Genomic DNA, 20,304 nt, shown 5'->3' on the forward strand with positions numbered 1-20,304 from the left:
CCCATGGCAAGCCGATGGAGATCGGACAATTCACGGACGCAAATGCCAACAGGAGAAGAGATGCTCGACATCCCCGTTCTGATTTCCGGCGGCGGTCCGGTCGGCCTCACCGCCTCGCTGCTGCTCTCCCGGCACGGCGTACGCTCGCTTTTGGTCGAACGCCACCCGAGCACGGCGCTGACGCCGAAGGCGCGCGGCATCAATGCCCGCACCATGGAAGTGTTCCGGCAATGCGGCATCGACACCGCGGTCAGGGACGCAGGATTGCAGGAAGGGCGGTTGGGGTTGATCGTCTGGACCGAAACCCTTGCCGGCAAGGAGATCGAGCGCCGCGTGCCCGGTCGCGCCACCGAAAAGAACATGGCGGCGACGCCGGTCAAAAACTGTCTGTGTGCCCAGGATGACCTCGAGCCGGTCATTCGCCGGTTTGCGGAAGCAGCCGAGCCCGCAACACTGCGCTTCAATACCGAGCTGACCTCGTTCAGCCAAAGGCCAGGTGCCGTCACGGGCCTGTTGACCGATCGCACCACGGGCGCGGAGACGCCGTTCACCGCGCGCTACCTGATCGCGGCCGAAGGCGCGCAAAGCCGGGTTCGCCGCGCGCTGGCCGTGAACATGACCGGCACGGAGAAAGTCTACGACAGCGTCAATATCCTGTTCCACGCCGACCTCACCCAATGGGTCGAGCACCGGCCTGCCGCGCTTTATTTCGTCGAGCAGCAGGATCTGCGCGGCACGTTCCTCACGATCAACGGCCGGGATCGCTGGGGTTTTCTGATTCACAGCGTCAAACAATATGGCTGGCAGCCCAAGGATTTTACGCCGGAGTTTTGCGCGGAGCTGATCCGCAAGGCGGTCGGCGTGCCGGACCTTGCCGTGTCGGTGCTGGGCGTCAGCCCGTGGGAAGCCTCGGCCATCGTTGCCGACCAGTATCGGGTCGGGAACGTCTTCCTGGCCGGCGACGCGGCCCACGAGATGCCACCGACCGGCGGCTTTGGCCTCAACACCGGGGTGCAGGATGTGCACAATCTGGCGTGGAAGATCGCCGCCGTGCTGCGCAGCAAGGCCGACGAGAAGCTGCTCGACAGCTATCACGCCGAGCGCCAGCCTTTAGGACGGATCATCACCCAGAATGCGCTGGCCAACGCCCTGTCGATGGGCCGCAATGTGCGGCAAAGCAACGCGCTGCCGCGGCGGGAATTCTTGAACGAGCAGGGGCTGATCTTCGGGGCCAGCTACCAGTCGATGGCGGTGGTGCCGGACGGCACGCCGGCGGTCGCAGTCGACGATCCAGTCACCGACTACGCGCCTTCCGCGCGGCCCGGCAGCCGCGCACCCCATGTCTGGCTGATGCGCGGCAACGAGAAAATCTCGACCATCGACCTGTTCGGCCCGCATTTTGTGCTGCTGGCCGGCCGCGACGGCGGCGCATGGCGACAGGCCGCGCAAGGGATCGCTACATCATCGCCGCCACTGATGGCTTTTACTATCGGCAAAGACCGCGATCTCGTCGACGTAGACGGCAACTGGCATGATGCGTACGGCGTCGACGCCGATGGCGCGGTGCTGGTTCGACCGGACGGCCATGTGGCGTGGCGCAGCCGTTCCGGCGCGTCGAATCCGGGGGAGGTGTTGCGCACAGCGCTCGATTGTCTGTTCGGCCGGATGCCCGCGATTGCGTGAGGACGGGTTTCGAGGACGGACTTGGGCCGAACGTCCGCTATTGGCGGCGCAAAACGCGGACATCAGTAAAGAGCTGATTCAAGCCATTGGATGCTGCCGACCTTCTTGCTAAAATGGCGACAATGAAAAACCGGCCAAAGAGCCGGTTCGATGCCGGGAGGCGACTATGTTCGTGACCAAAGCGCTTGCGCGGTTGACGATGTGTGCCGGCTTGATGGCGCTGCCAAGCGCAATCTCCACCGCAGTTTATGCGCAGCAGACCGTGACGGTCGGCGCCGCCGATATCGGCGGCACTGTTGTCGGCGCGGCGGGCCCCGAAGCCGGGGTCTGGGTGATCGCCGAGACCACCGAGCTGCCGACGAAGTTCGCGCGCATCGTCGTCACCGACGATTCCGGCCGCTACCTGATCCCCGATCTGCCGGCCGCGAATTACAGCGTCTGGGTGCGCGGCTATGGTCTGGTGGATTCCGCCAAGCTCACCGCAAAGGCGGGCCAGCTCGTAAATCACACCGCGGTGCCGGCGCCGGATGAAGCGGCGGCGGCGCATTATTATCCGGCGATCTACTGGTATGCGATGATGAAAATTCCACCTGTCGGCGATTTCGGTGGCAAGAGCGACATTCCCGAAAAGCTGACGCAGACTGACTGGCTGAAGCAGGTGAAGAACATCGGCTGCATCGGGTGCCATCAACTCGGCCAGGAAGCCACTCGCACGATACCGGCTGCTTTCGGCAAGTTCGATTCCGGTGCGGAAGCCTGGATGCGGCGCGTCCAATCGGGGCAGTCCGGTGAGCAGATGACCAACCAACTTGCCGGGAATTTCGGCGGTGTCCCCTTCAAATATCTCGGAGACTGGACCGATCGCATCGCCAAAGGCGAACTACCCAAGGCCAAGCCGCCACGTCCGCAAGGCGTCGAACGCAACATCGTGATCACTTCATGGGAGTGGTCGACACCCGACAAATACCTGCACGATCTGATTTCGTCCGACCGGCGCAATCCGACGGTCAACGGCTATGGCCCGCTGTACGGCTCGCCGGAATATTCCACCGACAACATGCCGATCCTCGATCCGAAGACGAATAAAGTTTCGTTTTTCAAGATGCCGGTCGCGGACCCCGAAATGCCGGAATCGTTGGGTCCAGGGCATGCCGCCAGCGTGAAGCCGCTGGAGCCGTCGGCCTATTGGGGCGAGCAAAAACTCTGGGATACGCGAGCCAACAACCACAACGCCATGTTCGACGAGAGGGGCCGGCTCTGGCTCTCCGCCACCGTGCGCGGCATCGATAACCCGGCGTTCTGCAAACAAGGTTCCGACCACCCGTCGGCCAAGCTGTTCCCGCTGGAAAAGTCGGCGCGTCAGGTGGCGATGCTCGATGCCAAAACGATGAAGTACAGTTTCACCAACACCTGCTTTGCCACCCATCATTTGCAGTTCGGCTACGACGCCAATGACACGCTGTGGCTCAGCGGCACCGGCCCGGTTGCCGGCTGGGTCAACACCAAGATGTTCGACGAAACCGGCGATGCGGCGAAATCGCAGGGCTGGTCGCCGTTCGTGCTCGACACCAACGGCAACGGCAAGCGCGACGATTATGTCGAGCCCAACGTCCCGCTCGATCCAGCCAAGGACAAGCGGATCGTCCCGGGTTCGGGTCCTTACGCGGTGATGCCGTCGCCGGTCGACGGCTCGATCTGGTACACGGTCGGCATCTTCGGCGGCCCGCCGGGGGTCCTGCGCTTTGATCCGGCGACCGGACTGTCGGAGGTGTTTTATGTTCCGGCGCCGGCGTTCGGAATCCGCGGCGGCGATATCGACAAGAACGGCGTGGTCTGGGCGTCGTTGTCGAGCGGCCACCTCGGCAGCTTCGATCGCCGCAAGTGCAAGGGCCCGCTCAACGGGCCGACCGCCACCGGCAATCATTGTCCCGAGGGCTGGACCATCTATCAATATCCCGGCCCTGGCTTCGACGGCATCGGCGAGAACAGCGCCGAGTCGAGCTATTACACCTGGGTCGATCAGCACAACACGTCCGGACTTGGCGAGAACATCCCGATGTCCACCGCCAATCTCGGTGACGGCTTCGTGGCATTGAAGGACGGCAAGATGATCACGATCCGGATTCCCTATCCGCTCAGCTTCTACGCCAAGGGTCTTGACGGACGTATCGACGATCCCAACGCCGGGTGGAAAGGCCGCGGATTGTGGAGCACGAACGGCGACCGCACGCCCTGGCTCAAGGAAGGCGGCAAGGGCTCAAGGCCGCGCGCCGTGCACATCCAGTTTCGGCCCGATCCGCTGGCGAACTGAGGTTCGCGGAGAACTTTGAACGCCCCGCGGCCCATGGCTGCGATGCGTTCGCTCAATCATACCTACCCAGTGACCGCATCTGGCAGGATACGCTTACGGATCAATGAGGACGCCCGGGTTGAGCATGCCTTGCGGATCCAATTCGCGCTTGGCTCCCCTTAGTGCGGCGGCGAAAAGCTGCGGCCGCTGTCGGTCGTACCAGGGTCTGTGATCGCGACCGACGGCATGATGATGCGTGATGGTGCCGCCTGCCGCGATCAGCGCGTCGCTCGCCGCATTCTTGATGGCCTGCCACTGCTCGAGAAGCGCGCCGTGTCGACCAAGCGCGTGGAAGGAAAAATAAGGTGCAGGCCCGTCCGGGTAGACGTGGGTGAAGCGGCAGGTGACTTCACCCTTCACGCCAGTCGCGTCCAGAATGGCGCGCTCGGTTGCCGCTTTGACCTTATCGTGAAGGTTTTCGAACTGATCCCAGGTGATGGCGGTCTCGAACGTATCGTTGATGAGGCCCGCGGGTGTCAGAAATTCGCGCGCATAGGGCATGCGAATGAACGCGTTGCGCCAGATGCCCGCCGCGCCTTGCAGATGCGCGTCGCTGGCCTTCGCGGGCTCCGGCGTTCCGCGATGGTCGGCGCAGCACTCGAGCGCGCGTGCCATCCAGGTGTCGAGCGGATGATCGCCCGACTCGAACGCGATCACCATGATGGCCGCACTGCCGTCCGCCGCGCCGGTGTTGAAGGCCTCCTGCGGGTCCAGGATGCGACAATTTGACGGATAGAGGCCAGCTTGCGCGACGGCACGCACGGCGCGCGCGGCGTCGAAGAAAGAGGGGAAACGCAGCGATGCGCCGGCGCGGAAGTTCGGACGCGGCTGCAATCGCATCCAGGCGCGCGAAATCACGCCCAAAATTCCTTCCGAGCCGATGAACAGGCGGTCGGGACTAGGCCCGGCACCCGATCCGGGAAGTCGGCGCGTCTCCAGCACGCCAACCGGAGTCACGACGCGCAGACTTTCGACGAAATCGTCGATATGCGTATGAAGACTGGCAAAATGGCCGCCCGACCGCGTCGCAATCCAGCCGCCAAGCGTCGAAAATTCAAAACTCTGCGGGAAGTGCCGCAACGTGAAGCCATGCGGCCTAAGCTGGTTTTCCAGGGACGGACCATAGGTGCCGGCTTCGATCGATGCGGCGCGCGACACGGGGTCCACTTCGACGACTTTGGAGAGATTGCGCAGATCGAGCGTGACGGCTGCCTTGTGCTTGATGCCGTCAACGCGCGGCTCCACGCCGCCGCAGACGCTCGAGCCGCCGCCAAAAGGCGTCAGCGAAGCGCCGACGGCGCCGCTCCAGTCCATCACCGCCGAAATCTCCGCCTCGTTGCGCGGATAAGCCACAGCGTCGGGCGCACAATTGTAATCGCCAAGCATTGCCCTGACGTAATCCGGACAGGACTTGCCGTAGGTGTGCGCGGCGCGATCGTAGCGGTCGGTGGTGCAAAAGGGGGCAAGTGAGGCCGGCGGCGCCACGCGTGGTTCCCGCAAGGAGAGATCGTCAAGGCCCGGAACTGCGATCGTGTCGAATTCGTCAGTTGCAAATTTCGCCCGGTAGCGGCCGAGCACAAACTTTCGCTCCTCCGCGCTCATGCCTTCGCCTTCGCGCCCCCAGCCGTAATGTTTTAGCCTTGCGCCAGTCATGAGCGTTCCCTCGTGTTTGGTTTCGAGCGTTTCTTGGTTCGAAGAAAATATTCTGAACGACGGCGCCGCGCCAGAGCGTTCTATTGTTTGCCGGCAACGGCTCACCGGCGGTAATCTTGCTTTCATGGTCCATTTGTATGATCGCCCGCCATGAACGATCTAAGCATCCGAACGATGCGGCCGAACGAAATCTCGATAGCGGTGAACTGGGCCGCAGCCGAAGGCTGGAACCCCGGCCTCGCCGACGATGCCTGCTTCGCCGCGGTCGATCCGGAAGGCTTCTTGATCGGCGAGCTCGACGGCGCACCGGCCGCGACCGTCTCCTGCGTCAACTACAGCACAAGCTTTGCCTTCCTCGGCTTTTACATCGTGCGAGAGGACTTGCGCGGGCGTGGCTATGGACTGCGCATATGGGATGCGGCCATTGCGCACGCCGGGCCACGCGTGATCGGGCTCGATGGCGTGGTGGCGCAGCAGCAGAACTACAGAAAGTCCGGGTTCGAGCTCGCTTATGCCAACGTCCGTTACGGCGGCATCGTCGCGGCCCCGGATGCACCGCGGGCTGGCATCATGGCGCTGGCCGAAGTCCCGTTGACGGCTATAGAGGCATACGACGCGACGGTGTTTCCCGCTCCGCGCCCCGCGTTCCTGCATGCCTGGATCGGCTCGCCCGGGCATGTCGGTTGCGCCCTTATGCGCGATGGCGGGCTTGTCGGCTGGGGCGTGATCCGTCCATGCCGCAAGGGCTGCAAGATCGGCCCGCTGGTAGCCGACGACCGCGCCACCGCCGAGGTGGTCCTGTCGGCTTTGCTGGCCAGCGTCGGGGGCGGGGAGATCTTCCTCGACGTTCCCAGCATCAACCGCGATGCGGTCGCGTTGGCGCAAGACCTGGGGCTCGTGCCGGTGTTCGAGACTGCGCGTATGTATACTGGCGCGATCCCGCCGTTGCGGCTGGAGCGGGTATTCGGCGTCACCACCTTTGAGCTGGGGTAGTGTTCACCGCGAACAATGGCGACGTCGCAACCTCACTATTGGGAATCGCGGCTTCAAAGCCGACGTTCGGCAAACCGGCCACCTCGGCCAAGTGCCATGGGATGACACGGGCGGCTTCATTCCGCGTGCATCGTGACGGCCGGATTTTCGCCAGATCCTCCAGCTATTTGATATTTGCGATAAGATCGCCCCGCTCACCCGAAGGCGACGCAAATGGCAATTCATGCTTCCTTGCTTACCCCTGTCCGCTTCGCGGTTGCCGCGGTTTTGGCGGCAGTCCTTTCGGTGACGTGCGCGTTTCGTGCCGTCGTGCACGCGGCGCCGCCGGCACCAGACAGCGTGTCGCTCAGCGAGTCGACGATAATTTGGAGCACCGTCAAGTACGCCACCGATGCGGAGAACGGTCTGGTCAGCGGGTCGCTCGACGCCAACACCATTGTCGATCATACGTTCAAGACCTATGTGCTCGAAAATCGCTATCTGAAGGTGACGCTGGTGCCCGAATTCGGCGGGCGCATTGTTTCCATCATTTACAAGCCGACCGGCCACGAACAGCTTTATCGCACGCAAGTCGGCGTGCCCTACGGCATGAAGGGCGGCACGTTTTATTACGACTGGTTGATGGTGTATGGCGGCATTTTCCCCACGTTCCCGGATGCCGAGCACGGCAAGACCTGGCTGAAGCCGTGGGATTTCAAGGTGGTGAAGGAAAGTGCCGGCGAAGTCACGGTGTCGATGTCGCTGAAGGACGATTTCGCCTATAGCGCGGCGCCGAGGAAGTTCAGGCCGGGCTCGACGGGCATCGAAGCGACCAGCACCATCACGCTGAAAGCCGATCGCGTCGCGCTCGACGTGCGCGTGGTGCTGCAAAATCCGTGGGACAAGCCGATCGACTATGAGTACTGGACCTGCACGACGCTGGCGCCGGGATCGGATCCGAAAAATCCCAAAGCGACCGGCGGCGCCGAAATCATCGCGCCGATCCAGGCCTATAGCACACCCCGCTGGTCGGCCAATCTGGCCGACGGCGATGAGAGCGTGGGTCCGGGCCAGAGCCGTTTCGAAAAACTGCGCTTCTTCAGGAACTGGCCGACGCTGGGCATCGCCTACGCGGCGCCCGATATGCAGGGCGGGAATTTCTGGGGCGTGATCAACCACGACAACGAAGAGGGGATCATCCGCATCGCGGACAATGCGGTCACGCCGGGCCTGAAAATGTGGACGTGGGGATTTCCGTCGTTCACGAACGAAACCGATGCGCGCAAGGACCCGACCCCGCAGCGGCCTTACGTCGAATTGTGGGCGGGGGTGTCGGACCAGTTTTTCCACAGTGCCAGGTTTCCCGCACTGGGCCGGGTATCGGTTCCGGAAACCTACAGCCCGACCGTCGGCATGAGCAATGTGACGCATGCGAACGAGAATATCCTGATCAATCTCTCGGCCGAGGCGGCAAGCGTGCATCTTCAGTTCTTCAGCATCGAACCGGCCAGGCCGCTGCGCGTAACATTGAAACAGGGCGATCGGGTATTGTTCGACGCCGCCGTGAACGCCGACCCGAGAAACGGAAATCGCATTTCCGCGGCGATTCCCGCGGGCCTCAGCGGCGGACAGGTGCAGCTGACGATCAGGACCGCGGAAGGCGATGAGCTGATCGCGGCCGAAGCGAAAATAAAATAGATCGTGCCGACGTCCGCGAATTGCCGGAAGCGGTCGTCACGACTGGCACCGGCAGATCATGCTTCCCTGGCAATCCAGTCCGCGATCCGCGCGATGCATTCTTCGTCGGTGTAGTAGGCTGCATGGACGAGTGTTTCGTCCCTTTCAACCGATTTCAGCAATGACGTCATGTCGGCCGCGGTGACCGCGAGCTTCGAGAATGTCTGGGAAATGTCCCCAAGATGTCCCGCAATCCAGGCGTTGCGCTTGTCGAGGGCACGCAGCTCCGCTCCGCTTGGCATGTTTTCGTAAGTGACATAATCGGGCTGCTGCTCCACTGCCGGGATTTTGAACCGGTAGCTTTCCAATCCCATGATCATCTTCAGCAGCACCGGCCAACCGGCAGCGCGCACCCCGTAAGTCGCCATTGAGGGAAAGATGCTGGCCAGCGACCCGCCCCGGCGGAGACACCAGCGAAAAGGCGACCAGAAAGCCGAGAAGAACGTCTCTCCGAAGAACGAAGTGGAAGCCAATACCAGCAGGAACAGAAGCAGGGCAAAGGGCGTTGAAAGGCCGGTTACCCAACTTTGCAGCAGGAAAGCAATAAAAGCAGCACCGAGGCTTAACAGGTAAATCGAAATCAGCGCCAGCTTGGCGAAGACTCCCAGGTCGCGAAACGACCGTGCGCCGTGTATCCGGGCCACGGTCCTGCCTTGCGAAATAGTCGAGCGCACCGACGAAAACAGGTAAACGAAGAAATTCGTGTCGATCGCTATCGGGTTGCTCATGCCGCCGAGATGATGAAGGACTTGCCAGGCTTCGTCGTAGGGGCTGCCGACGGCCAGCACTTTCGGTTTGGTCTGGCTCGCAATGTCGAGGCCGCGCCGTCGCATGCGGCCGAAGATCATGGCAAGGAGAAAAACCGCGGCAAGTCCAAACAGGATCTCGTCGAAATTCAGTTCGTTCCACCGAAGGTCATTCCAGCTTGATCTAACGTCATATGACGCAAACGCGATGAGTGACGCAAAACCGATCCACGAGACCAGCTGCAGAAGTCTGAATCGTGTTTTGGCCCTCTGCAGTATCGGCGACATCGTATCCAGGAACGGTGTGCCCAGTGTTACCAGCTTGCCCTGCGGCTTTTCGGAATCCAGCGTCGTCGCGAGATGCGGGAGCGCCTCGACCAGAACGTTGCCGCCGTGACTATGCGCGACGATGTGACAGTGCCAGCCTTCACCCCGGAGCTTCGCCACATAATCCGCCAGCGCGGCTGCCGCCAGCGTGCGATCGATCCAGTTGTTCTCACCGGACCAATGGAAGGCAGGATTTCCCGGGCCGCAATGTGCCCAGCACCGGGCGGAAGAGCCGCGCGCCTGCAATGCTGCGTCAAGCCTGGCGATAAACGGCTCGCGGCATGGCCGCTCGTCGATGGGCTGGTACCATTTGCGTTCAGCCGGGTCCGGCGCCGCCCAGGTGCCGTGCACGACAATCACGGTTTCGTTCGCTGAGTTTTCCATATGCGTCCACGGTCAAGAAAACCCAGTTGAGTTGAAAAATTCGGTCAAGCTATCTCTGGCAGTATGGATTTGCCTCCATGGCAAGGCAACCCCCGTGGGGCGCGCTCGGGTCAGTTTCGGGTCGCAAAGCGGACTTACGGCAGATGTCCGACGTCAGCCTCGACCGCACCCTGCTGCAGCTGACCGGTGGCCGGGATAACCCTCGTGCTATTGCTGGCCCGGGACACGCGCGCTAGGCTCGGCCGAATTGGGGCAGGAGGCACGCGTGACCACATCGGACGACAGCAGGATTTCTGATGATCGCCGCGAGGCGCTGCGCTACGCGCTTGCGATCGGCAGCGGCGCAGCGCTCGCCGCCGCCGTTGCAAGCCCGGCATCGGCGCAAACGGCGGACAACACGCTCGATCGCATCCGCGCCAACAAGGTGCTGCGCATCGCGGTGCTGCCGGGCGAATTGCCGTACTTCAACAAGGACCTCGCCACCGGCAGCTGGTCCGGCTTCTCGATAGAGATGGCCAACGACATCGCAAAGCTGCTCGACCTCAAACTTGAATACACCGAATCGACCTACGGAAATTCGATCCTCGATCTGCAGTCGAACAAGATCGACCTCGGCTTTGCCCTCAATCCGACCCCGCAGCGGGCGTTGGTGGTGGATTTTACCGCCACTGTATTTCCGCATCCGTTCGGCGCCATGCTCAAGAGGGGGCTGGACGCCAAAACCTGGGCCGACATCAACAAGCCCGAGGTCAATATTGCGGTCGACGTCGGCTCCGCCAACGAGGCGGTGGCGCGCCGTTTCGCGCCCAATGCGACCATCAAGTCGCTGAAGTCGCGCGACGAGGTCATGCTCGAAATGTCGTCGGGCCGGGTCGATTGCGTGGTGAATGCGCTGGTGCTGGGCCTGACCGCGATCGCCAAGAACCCGAATCTCGGCACCTACAAGATATTGCAAAGCCCGTCCGTCGCGATACCGAGCAGCATGGCGGTCCGGCGCGAGCCGGACAAGCGCTGGCGCGATTTCCTGTCGGTGTGGGTCGACTACAACCGCGGCATCGGGCAGATGCGCGAATGGTTCATCAATGGGCTGGCGCTGAGCAACGTGAAACCGGAAGACGTGCCGGTCGAACTCAATATCTGACGCGATTTTGGGCGCAGAAGTCGACATTGAACCGGTCGCAACCGCCATCGCAGATTTGCGCGAACTGATCGGCGAACTCGATCAGGTGCTTGCGGCGGAATACCTTCCCGAGCAGCGGCACGGGCTGGCGTTGGCGGCGCTGTTCCAGCCGCATATTCGCTTCTTCGTGGCGCGGTTGAACGGCGTCGCGGTCGGCTGCGGCGGGATCGCCCTGTTTGATGATTTCGCCGAAGTGAAGCGCATGTATGTGCGCGAGACGGCACGCGGGCGCGGCGTGGCGCAGGCCTTGTTGACGCGGATCGAAACCGAGGCGCGCGCCGCCCGATGTATCGTCCTGCGCCTGGAAACCGGAGAGCGGCAGGCGGCGGCGCTGCGGTTCTATGCGCGGGCCGGCTTCGCGCCTTGCGCGGCCTTCAGCGACTACGCCGCGATGCGGCCGGAAGCCATCGCGACCAGTGTCTTCCTGGAAAAGCGGCTGAACCCCACCACTTAATGCCGCTGCCGCGGCCTTCGAGCCGCTCACACCTTGTCGTAGGTCAGGCCCCGCTCGAGCCGCCGTGCAACAAGCGTGGCGGGGAACAGGATCGCAAAATAGATCAGGGCCACGATCGTATACACTTCCAGCGGCCGATAGGTGTCGGCGTTGATCAGGGTTGCGTTGTAGACGAGGTCAGGCACGGCAATGACTGAAACCAGCGACGTGTTCTTCAGCTGCGTCACCGACTGGTTGACGTAGGGCGCCAGCATCGGCTTCATTGCCTGCGGCAGGATCACCAGCCTCAGGATGTGCCGTGCCCGCAACCCCAGCGCCCGCGCCGCGTCCCATTGTCCGATGTGTATGCTCTCGATGCTGCCGCGGACGATTTCGGCGTAGAAGGCGCCGCCATAGAGCGAGAGCACGCTGATGGCGGCGACATGCGCCGGGATGTTGACCCCGAGCACCACCGGAAGCGCGTAGTAGAACCAGATGATCTGAACCAGCAGCGGCGTGCAGCGGAACAGTTCGATATAGGCGAGCAGCAGCCAATCGATCACAGGCCAGCGCCGCAGCCGAAGGATGCCGACGATCAGGCCAATCAACGTCCCGAGAACGATGGTGCCGATCGTATAGGTAATGGTCCAGCCGAGCCCGAGCCAGAACAGATGGCTGTATTTGCCGAGGATCGCAAAATCCCAAACGTAGTTCATGCCGGGCCCCGCTGACTGCAACCCGCTTGTTTGCCGTTCGTCGGCATCAGAGGTAGCGGCTCGGGGCAAACGGCGTGGCATCGAATGGTGGCGCGGTTCCGCCGATCATGGCGGCGATCGCAGTCCCTGTCGCCGGTCCGGTCGTGAAGCCGATGTGCTGGTTGCCGAAAGCGAGCCACAGGCCGGCATGCCGTGGCGCCGGCCCGATCATAGGCAGGCTGTCGGGCAGCGTCGGCCGCGCCCCGCGCCAGGGATCGCCGACCGCCTCGCCGAATTCGACCACGCCGCGCGCCAGCGGGACCACCTGATCGAGCTGGGCGAACGAGGAGGGCGCATCGCGGTCGGTCAATTCGACGCCTGAGGTGACGCGAATTCCGTTCTCCATCGGCGTCATCAGAAAACTGCCTTCGGCATCATGGATCGGGCGTTGCAATGAACGTGCCGGGTTCGGCTTGAACTCCCGATGGTAGCCGCGTTCATAGGCCAGCGGAACGCGATAGCCGAGCGGGCGCAGCAGATCCGCCGACCAGGGTCCGAGTGCCACCACGACATCGCGCGCGCGAATTTCGCCGTCGGCGAGCACGACGCGCCAGCCTTCGCCGTCCGGCACGATCGCCTTGATGTCCGACTGACGGATCTCGCCACCGGAGCCCGTAAACATCCGCGCATAGGCCTTGACCACGGCGCCTGGCGAGTCGACGGAGGCGGTCTGCGTGTGCAGGAGGCCGACTTTGTAGACCGGCAGGATGCTGGGCTCGAGCGCGGAAATCGCCTGCCGGTCGAGCAGCCGGCTTTCGATGCCATATTCGGTCAGAAGGGCCTGCTCTTGTCTTGCCGCGCCGACCGCGTCGCTGCGCCATGCCTTCAGCCAGCCGGTCTCGCGGATGCGTTGCGCCGCTTCCGCCTTCACGATCCATTCCCGGTGCAGTTTCAACGATGCGCCGATCAATCCGTGCAGCGCGGTGGCCCGCGGCCGGAGACGCGACGCTGTCGCATTGGCCAGAAACCGGATCACCCAATCCGCGTTCCGGATCGACCAGCCCGGATTCCAGCGCAGCGCCGCGTGCCGGTTGGTCAAATATTTCGGCAGCGCGCTCCACAGCGACGGATTGTTGAGCGGCGATATCGACCCGCTGGAGAGAATGCCGGCATTGCCATAGGAGGTTTCGCTGCCCGGCTCGCGCCGGTCGACCAGGATAACCGACAGGCCGCGCTGCCGCGCGGCATAGGCTGCGGACACGCCGACGATGCCGGCGCCGAGTACGACGACATCCGCTTGCCTGCCCGTGAAATTGTTCGCCATCGATCCACCCTCAAGGAAACCGGAAGAGATTTACATAAGCGTCAGGCCGCCATCGACCGGCAACAGGGCTCCCGTCACATGTCCAGCCTCCGGCGACAACAGAAACGCGACCGTTGCTGCCACTTCGTCGGGGGCGGCCAATCTTCGCTGCGGATTGGCCGTGGCGGCCGATTGCCAGGCCTGCGCGTCCAGCGCCCCGAACAACCCGGCATCCTTGCGCGTATAGCCGGGTGCGACGACATTGGCGGTTGCGCCCGAGGGAGCGAGTTCAATCGCGAGACAGCGGACCAGCACCTCGAGGGCGGCTTTGGCCGCCCCGGAAGCCGGATAGGTCGAATCGGGCGTAAATCGATGTGCGGCAAAACTGCTGATGGCGACGACGCGTCCCTGCGATCCCCGCGTCAGGTCCGGCAATGCTGTGGCCGTCAATTCGTGAAACGCCGACGCCATGACCGCGAATGCCCGCTCCAGTCCCGCGCGCGGCAACTGCGCGAAACCGCGCCGGTCGGCAAAGCCCGCGGCGTGGACGATCGCATCGACGGCGCCGAACGCGGTGCGCGCCGCGTGAACGATCCGGGATGCGGTGCCTTCGCTTGCGAGGTCGCCGGTACAGAATTCGACTTTGGCGCCGGCACGCCGGCAGTCCGCGGCGACCGCTGTCAATCGTTCGAGCCCTGCCGCGTCGGCCCCTTGTCCATGCAACATCAAGCACTGATCGCTCGCGGCCAACCGGCGCGCGACCGCGGCTCCGATGCCGGAGCCGCCGCCGGTGATGATTGAAACGCGCAATGGACCCCCGTTCCCGATGCTCTGATCGGGAAAACTATAGGTGGCGCAATTGCGAATGCCAAGAATCGCAGGCGGCGCCGCGCGCCGTCGCAACGAGGGATGTCAATTCCGGCCATCCCGGATCGTGGAGGTCGCGCGCGTTCGTTGGACGATCTGGTGCCTGGTTTTTTGAATGGCGATGACCATCCGGTCGCTGGCCGTCGAACGGCGTCGCCGAAGTAAAGGCAAGGCGCCGGCGAGCACGCGGCCCGCCGGCGTCGCACGCCTCACGGCCCGTATTTGGGCGCCGGCGTCTGGTTGAAGTCGTTCTCGTCAGCAACGCAGGTAAAGTTCGCCGCGATGCTGGTGCTGCCGCTGCCGTTGTACTTTGCGACCTTGGGGTAGACGCAGAGCGGCCGGGTCATCTCAACCGCGGGCGGCGTATCGGCGACGAACTTGGTGGCGATGATGGTTTCCGGCGCGGTGCCGGTCTCGACCCAGGTGACGAGCGGTGTGAGCGCGTCGAACGCGTTGGGGCCAGGGCCGCCGGAACAGTGGTAGAGCCCGGGCGCCATGAACAGCCGGGCGTAGCTCTGGGTCCGCTGCAGCGCCGGGTTGCCAGCCCCGAAGCTGGCCTGCTGGACTCCATGGCTGTCGTTCCCCACCAGCGCGTTGAAGTAGTTGATGCTGCTCTGCGACGGGATCAGGGGGTCGGCCCAGCCGTGATACATCAGGAGCTTGCCGCCATGCTCCCGGAACTCGCCGAGATCGGTGCTGTTGGCGTTCAGCACCGCGGCAAGCTGGTCATCGACGGTGTCGACGGCGTGGTGGAAGTCAAAATTCGCGAAATTGACCGCGCTCGCCGGATAACCGAAGCTCGGGCCGAACACCCAATAGAACAGGCCGTCGAAGGCCGGCTCGGGAAGTTGCTCCTGGAACGCCAGGCCGAGCGCGAACACATTGTCGGTCTCGGTGCCGCGTGCGGGGCCCGGATTGATGACCTGCCCGTTCACCGGGTCGATCGCGCCGCCGTAGTATTTCTGCATGGTCGTGACCTGGTCGGGCGTCAGGCACGCGGGAGGCACCTGACCGCCGGTGCACTGCAGCACCTTGGGATCGAAATGACAGTCGCGCGGATCGGTCAGGAACTGGTCGGTGCTGGCGCCGCCGTCGCGGCCGACGCACTGCTTGAGCACGGCCTGGTTGATCAGCGTCATCTGGCCGCGCTGGATCAGCCGGCCCGGGCTCGCGTGGGCGTCCTGCCACCCGAAAAGCCCTGCCATGTGCAGGTGCGTGCGGTTGAACGCCGGCGCCCCCGCCAGGATGCCGTCATAATCGTTCGGGAAGCGCTGCGCTTCCATCAGCGCGTTCTGGCCACCGGTGGAGCATCCGGCGAAATAGGCCTTTTGCGCCTTTTGCCCGTAGAACGCGTTGGCGATCTCCTTGCCCCGCACGGTCATCCCGTGGATCGCGCGGTAGCCGAAATCCTTGATCCGCTCGGGATGTCCGAACAACCCCGTCGACGGCGCCGCCGGATCGCCGAACGCAGTCGCCAGCGGATTTCCCATGTTGCCGTCTGAACCGCAGAACAGCGGGCTGCATCCCGAAGTCCCGGTGCCGAGATCGCTGTTGGTCGAAGCAAAGCCGGCCTGGATGCCACTGGCGAGCTCGTTGTAGGTGATCACGCCCTGGAATCCGCCGCCACCGGTGCCGAGGAATCTGCCGTTCCACCCGCTTTCGGGCAGCCAGACCTCGATCTTGATGGCGGAATCCGAACTGGGAGTAAGGGTCGCAGTGACCCGGCAGAAGGGCGGAAGGCCGGTGATCGGCGCCGAGCCGGGGGGGACGAACACCCCGGTGGTGTTGTCGGCTGCCGAATTGATCGTGGTGTGCTGCAGTTGCAAGGATTGGAGATTGGTGCACGGCGACGCCATCGCTGGCGAGCTGGCAATCGCTACACCGGCAAACACGGCCATAGCCGCGCCGATGAGAAAGGGTCGATGAAGCATTATTCTGTCCTCCCCGATTGTTGTCGTTTTGTGGGACCGGCAGGATACCGGATCGACGTCGCAACTCAAGGATGAACTCGCGCAAGCGTGTCGATCCTTGCCCTGCGGATCATCCGATAGGTCGAATTTGCTTCTTGATAGCCGTCACGGCTGAGCACTGCGATCGCCGGTCGTCTCTGTCCGGGTCAGCTTCGCACTGCAAAGCGGACATCCTCACGGCCCGTCGGCCTGTCTCGAAACCCGCCGGCGACGGAGTGAGACGCGGAGGGCGGAGTAAACCCCGATCCGGCGTCGAGGTTCCAACGCCGTGAAAATAACCTCTGGTTGAAACACTATCCAAAACGGACAATGATATTCGCGAGCCGAAAGCACCGGCTCGCCAAAAAAAACAAGGGAGCGACGCAATGCTTAAAACTCGAACATTATTGTGCACCGCCGTCGGCATGCTGGCCGCAGCGACGCTTGCAACCAACGCATTCTCGATGGAGCGCGAGGGAGGGGCCGTCCGCTTGCTGACGACCGTTCCCATCCCCGGAACGGGCGCGAACACAACTGGCGGCAACATGTACGTGTTCGACATCAGCTTCGTCGATCAGGCGACGCAGACATATTATCTTGCCGATCGCTCCAACGCGGTCGTCGATGTCGTCGATGCAAGAAGCAACAAGCTGATTTCCCAGATCAACGCCAAGCCTGCGTTCAAGGGCTTTACCGGCAACAACGGCACTTCCGGGCCCAACGGAGTCGTTGCGGCGTTTCCGTGGCTCTTTGTGACCGACGCCAACAGCCGCGTGGTCACGATCAATCTGCGCACCGGCAATACGGTGAGCGACGTCTCCACCGGCGGCGCGCCGGGCCTTCGCGCGGACGAACTGGCATATGATCCCAACGACGGACTTCTGCTTGTCGTCAACAACGCCGACACGCCACCCTTTGCGACGCTGATCAACGTCAACCAGGTGAGCGGTGCCCTCACCGTCGCAAAGCGAATAACATTTGATACGATGCATACCGGGGTCAACGCGACCAATGGCGCCGAACAGCCGGTGTGGGAGCCGGTGACGGGCAAGTTCTATCTGTCGATCCCGCAGGTCGGCCCGAATTTGAAGGATGGGGCCGTCGTCCGGATATCAACTGCCGGCACGGTGGAAGTGCAATATCCGATCCAGTTCTGCCAGCCGGCAGGGCTGACCGTGGGTCCCAACGTCGATCTGCTCGCCGGCTGCAACACGGTTTTTGACACCGCGGGCAATGCCTGGGATCCGACGAAGAATGTGACCGCGGCGCCGATTCAGGTCATTCTCGACGCCAGGACGGGTGCAATCGACAAGATGGTGCCCGGCGTCGGTGTTGGCGACGAGGTATGGTTCAACAAGGGTGACGGAAACTACTACACGGCGTCCTCGACCAGCCCGTTGCGTCCGACCGAGGTCATCGCCGCAACACCCCTGACCGCTCAGGGAGCCGCGATCCTCGGCGTCATCGATGCGCGCGATAAGACCGTCAAGCAACTGGTGCCCACCTTCAACGTGCCTGCGGTAACCACAGGTCCGCTGCTTCATGCGGCGAGCACGGCCCATTCGGTTGCCGCCAATGCCGAAAACAACCATGTGTTCGTTCCGGTTGGTGCAAATAATGCGTTTCCCAACTGCCTGACCGGATGCATCGCAGTCTACGGGACAGGGGCGCGCATGGACGAAAGAGCCGAAAGATAGGCTGAGCCGGTGAAGAGGTCGCGGCTCAAGAGCCGCGACCTGTTGCCGGGCTAACGCGCGCTGCGCGCCAAGGCGATGCCGAATGCCGGTTTGGGGTAAAGCTGACGGTTATTACGCCAGACGGTCGCACCCGCTTCACCGCCCGGCATAAGCTCTTGCGTGTGCCAGTTCTGGACGCTCGGTATCGGCGTTTGTTGCGAGCGTGAGCAGCTTGCCGTAATACGTGGCGGCCTTATCACGATCGCCCGCGGCCTCTGCGGCGCGCGCGGCCCCATAGTATCCGCGGAAGCGGTTCGGCTCGCGCTGCTGCGATGCTTCATACTCTCTGAGCGCGAGAACCGGCTGGCCGGTCTCGTACAGCAAATCACCGAGCAATTCGCGGGCAGGCAGGATACGGCCGGGCGTGACGATGTGTTTTTCGTTCCTGTCTTCGAGATCGGCGGCTTCGCGCATCAGTTTCAGGGCGTCGTCAACATTCTTGTGGGCGAACGCGATCCAGCCCGCAACCGCGCGCTGCTGAATTTCCACTTCCGTTGCCCAGTAAATATTCCCGGCATCGGCGAGTTTCTGATGCCGGACGCCAAGATCGGAAGCCGCTTGTTCGGCAGCGGCCGCATCGCCGGAGCGAGCGGCGCCGATCGCGCGGGCAAACAGCGTGATCGCTTCCGTGTAGGCAAGACCGCTCGCCACGGGTGAGAGTTGCTTCGCCGCGAGCCAGTCACCGCGCTCCAGCGCATAGCGGGCCGGCATCGCGGCCGAGGCGTAGGCCACGGCGCCCTGTGACGGAGACGCCTTCACCTTGAATGCGTCCGCCATCACACCGAGTGCAGCCGCATCGCGTGCCAGTTGCAGGTCCGCATAAACCGCGTAATCGCTGGCGTGATAGGCTTCGGGCAACTCGCCGCCCCTGACCGCCACCTCAAAGGAGCGCCGGTTGGTCGATGCCGAGTCTTCCCAGGCGCCCACCCGCGTGAAGATATGCGACGGCATGTGCAACGCATGCGGCGCGTCAGGCGCGATGCCGGCGTAGAGGCGCGCTGCGGTGAGGCCCCGGGCGGCGAGCGGGGGCGCGTCGTATGAATGGATGAGATAGTGCGCGACCCCGGGGTGATCGGGATGTTTGGCAAATTGTTGCTCCAGGATTGCCGCGGCCCGGGCGTAAGCCGCGTAGGTCTGGTCGGCTTGCGATTGTGTGCCCGCAATATACAGCGCGCTGAATATCTGGGCTTCGTCATCATCCGGGTAGCGGGCCGCGAGCGCTTCGTAAGCCCTTGAGCGGGTTTCCTGGCGGGCGCGCTCGGGGCGGTTGGCCCAATCCTGATAGTAGGCGCCAACGGCTTCGATGTAATCACGCTCGCGCGCCGTGGTCGGTATCTGGCGCGCGAGATCGATCAGCGCCTGTGCCTTTTCGGCATCCTTTGGCAGCGGACCGGCTCCGCCCAGCGGATTCGTCATCAGCAGAGAAGCGATGCCCCAATACGCGATGGCGCAGCTGGGATCCCTGGCCAGCACATCGCGGAAAACCTGCTCGCCCGCGCTGAACCAGAACGAGTGCAGCATGGCGACGCCGCGCGCCATGTCCGCCTGTACGGCGGCGGCGCACGAGTTCGAAAAATTGACGTTGCCGACCTGGCCATGCGCGCCGTGGCCCTCGTGTTCATCATGGCAAAGTGCGGCGGCAGTCGTGAACAGAAGCGCGGCGACGCTGGCGATGACCGTGCGCTGTTTCATGATGAGCTCTCCACCTGAACCAAATTCACGCTGAAGAATAATATCTGTTACCGGGGCGGGTGTCGAAGGGCGGGAAGGTTTTTTTCGGCCGACCGGCCGATCCATGGCCGATGTCCCGTTTGGGTCAAAAGCGCCGTTTTGGCAGTCGGCCGGCCACTTGCGGTCTACCCCGATCAACGGACACCTTCAGGGTCCGTCGGCATGTCTCAAAAGTGCCAAGAGCCGACACTACTTGCTGCGCGGCTCAGCAGCCAAAAGAGCACGACCGAGAAGGAATGACAGAATGGCGTGAACTACGGCCGCGGGCCACAGAAGCACCCCCGAAAACTCCCCCACGAAACCAACATAAGCAAAATACAGCGTTACGACCGAGCTATAGGCGAACATCCCAATGAGCGGTGTGGCTGGCCAGCAGGATATTCCCAAGGCGATCAGTGCGATCCCAGTCACACGCGCGACTGGGATTGCGACTCCGACAAGCTGTTGACCGAACAACAGTTGACCAACCAGCGATGGAATAACCAGCAACGCCAGTCCTGTGACAGCCTCGGCAATAGCAGCGAAGACCAGCACTTTTTTCATCGCGCCAACTGCATA

The 20,304-nt window shown here is 63.1% G+C and carries 15 protein-coding genes; 7 read left to right on the forward strand and 8 right to left on the reverse strand.

Going from position 1 to position 20,304, the window contains the following annotated elements:
- Positions 1–60 precede the first annotated feature (60 nt).
- Both NL528_RS12700 and NL528_RS12705 read left to right on the forward strand, forming a co-directional pair.
- Positions 61–1,683 (forward strand): FAD-dependent monooxygenase, encoded by a 1,623-nt coding sequence (locus NL528_RS12700; protein WP_309182999.1) that lies wholly within the window; start codon positions 61–63, stop codon positions 1,681–1,683.
- Positions 1,684–1,849: 166 nt separating this feature from the next.
- Positions 1,850–3,994 carry a carboxypeptidase regulatory-like domain-containing protein gene (locus NL528_RS12705; RefSeq protein ID WP_309183000.1) on the forward strand — a complete coding sequence of 715 codons (2,145 nt, stop codon included), beginning with the start codon at positions 1,850–1,852 and terminating at the stop codon, positions 3,992–3,994.
- A 93-nt stretch (positions 3,995–4,087) separates the two neighbouring features.
- On the opposite strand, the gene NL528_RS12710 is transcribed toward NL528_RS12705, so the two are convergent.
- Positions 4,088–5,686, reverse strand: coding sequence for an FAD-binding oxidoreductase (locus tag NL528_RS12710; RefSeq protein ID WP_309183001.1), 1,599 nt, complete (start codon positions 5,684–5,686; stop codon positions 4,088–4,090).
- A 150-nt stretch (positions 5,687–5,836) separates the two neighbouring features.
- Between NL528_RS12710 and NL528_RS12715 the strand changes: the two genes are divergently transcribed.
- Positions 5,837–6,679: a GNAT family N-acetyltransferase gene (locus NL528_RS12715; protein WP_309183002.1), complete on the forward strand. Its 843-nt coding sequence runs from the start codon at positions 5,837–5,839 to the stop codon at positions 6,677–6,679.
- A gap of 213 nt (positions 6,680–6,892) precedes the next feature.
- Complete coding sequence (locus tag NL528_RS12720; protein WP_309183003.1) at positions 6,893–8,356, forward strand: DUF5107 domain-containing protein; 1,464 nt, start codon at positions 6,893–6,895, stop codon at positions 8,354–8,356.
- Positions 8,357–8,412: 56 nt separating this feature from the next.
- Here NL528_RS12720 and NL528_RS12725 read toward each other — a convergent pair whose 3' ends face one another.
- The gene (locus tag NL528_RS12725) at positions 8,413–9,828 is read right to left on the reverse strand and encodes a hypothetical protein (RefSeq protein ID WP_309183004.1); all 1,416 of its coding nucleotides are present in this window, start codon (positions 9,826–9,828) and stop codon (positions 8,413–8,415) included.
- Between the two features lie 289 nt (positions 9,829–10,117).
- On the opposite strand from NL528_RS12725, the gene NL528_RS12730 reads away from it, so the two are divergent.
- Together NL528_RS12730 and NL528_RS12735 are read left to right on the forward strand one after the other, a co-directional pair.
- Positions 10,118–10,993, forward strand: a complete 876-nt coding sequence (locus NL528_RS12730) for a transporter substrate-binding domain-containing protein (protein WP_309183005.1) — start codon at positions 10,118–10,120, stop codon at positions 10,991–10,993.
- Positions 10,994–11,048: 55 nt separating this feature from the next.
- Entirely contained in the window at positions 11,049–11,486 is a 438-nt protein-coding gene (locus NL528_RS12735) for a GNAT family N-acetyltransferase (RefSeq protein ID WP_309183006.1), read from the forward strand.
- 26 nt (positions 11,487–11,512) lie between these two features.
- Here NL528_RS12735 and NL528_RS12740 read toward each other — a convergent pair whose 3' ends face one another.
- The 4 genes from NL528_RS12740 to NL528_RS12755 all read right to left on the reverse strand — a co-directional run bounded on the left by NL528_RS12740 (position 11,513) and on the right by NL528_RS12755 (position 16,261).
- On the reverse strand, positions 11,513–12,181 hold the full coding sequence (locus tag NL528_RS12740; RefSeq protein ID WP_309183007.1) for an amino acid ABC transporter permease: 669 nt from the start codon (positions 12,179–12,181) through the stop codon (positions 11,513–11,515).
- A 46-nt stretch (positions 12,182–12,227) separates the two neighbouring features.
- On the reverse strand, positions 12,228–13,484 hold the full coding sequence (locus NL528_RS12745) for an FAD-dependent oxidoreductase (protein ID WP_309183008.1): 1,257 nt from the start codon (positions 13,482–13,484) through the stop codon (positions 12,228–12,230).
- A 30-nt stretch (positions 13,485–13,514) separates the two neighbouring features.
- Positions 13,515–14,273, reverse strand: coding sequence for an SDR family oxidoreductase (locus NL528_RS12750; RefSeq protein ID WP_309183009.1), 759 nt, complete (start codon positions 14,271–14,273; stop codon positions 13,515–13,517).
- A gap of 266 nt (positions 14,274–14,539) precedes the next feature.
- Complete coding sequence (locus tag NL528_RS12755; protein WP_309183010.1) at positions 14,540–16,261, reverse strand: tannase/feruloyl esterase family alpha/beta hydrolase; 1,722 nt, start codon at positions 16,259–16,261, stop codon at positions 14,540–14,542.
- Between the two features lie 404 nt (positions 16,262–16,665).
- Between NL528_RS12755 and NL528_RS12760 the strand changes: the two genes are divergently transcribed.
- Positions 16,666–17,976, forward strand: coding sequence for a hypothetical protein (locus tag NL528_RS12760; RefSeq protein WP_309183011.1), 1,311 nt, complete (start codon positions 16,666–16,668; stop codon positions 17,974–17,976).
- Positions 17,977–18,111: 135 nt separating this feature from the next.
- Here the strand turns inward: NL528_RS12760 and NL528_RS12765 are convergent, their stop codons facing one another.
- Both NL528_RS12765 and NL528_RS12770 read right to left on the reverse strand, forming a co-directional pair.
- Entirely contained in the window at positions 18,112–19,812 is a 1,701-nt protein-coding gene (locus NL528_RS12765) for a hypothetical protein (RefSeq protein ID WP_309183012.1), read from the reverse strand.
- A gap of 123 nt (positions 19,813–19,935) precedes the next feature.
- Positions 19,936–20,289 carry a hypothetical protein gene (locus tag NL528_RS12770; RefSeq protein ID WP_309183013.1) on the reverse strand — a complete coding sequence of 118 codons (354 nt, stop codon included), beginning with the start codon at positions 20,287–20,289 and terminating at the stop codon, positions 19,936–19,938.
- Positions 20,290–20,304 lie beyond the last annotated feature (15 nt).

The sequence above is a fragment of the Bradyrhizobium sp. Ash2021 genome, from assembly GCF_031202265.1.
GTDB lineage: Bacteria > Pseudomonadota > Alphaproteobacteria > Rhizobiales > Xanthobacteraceae > Bradyrhizobium.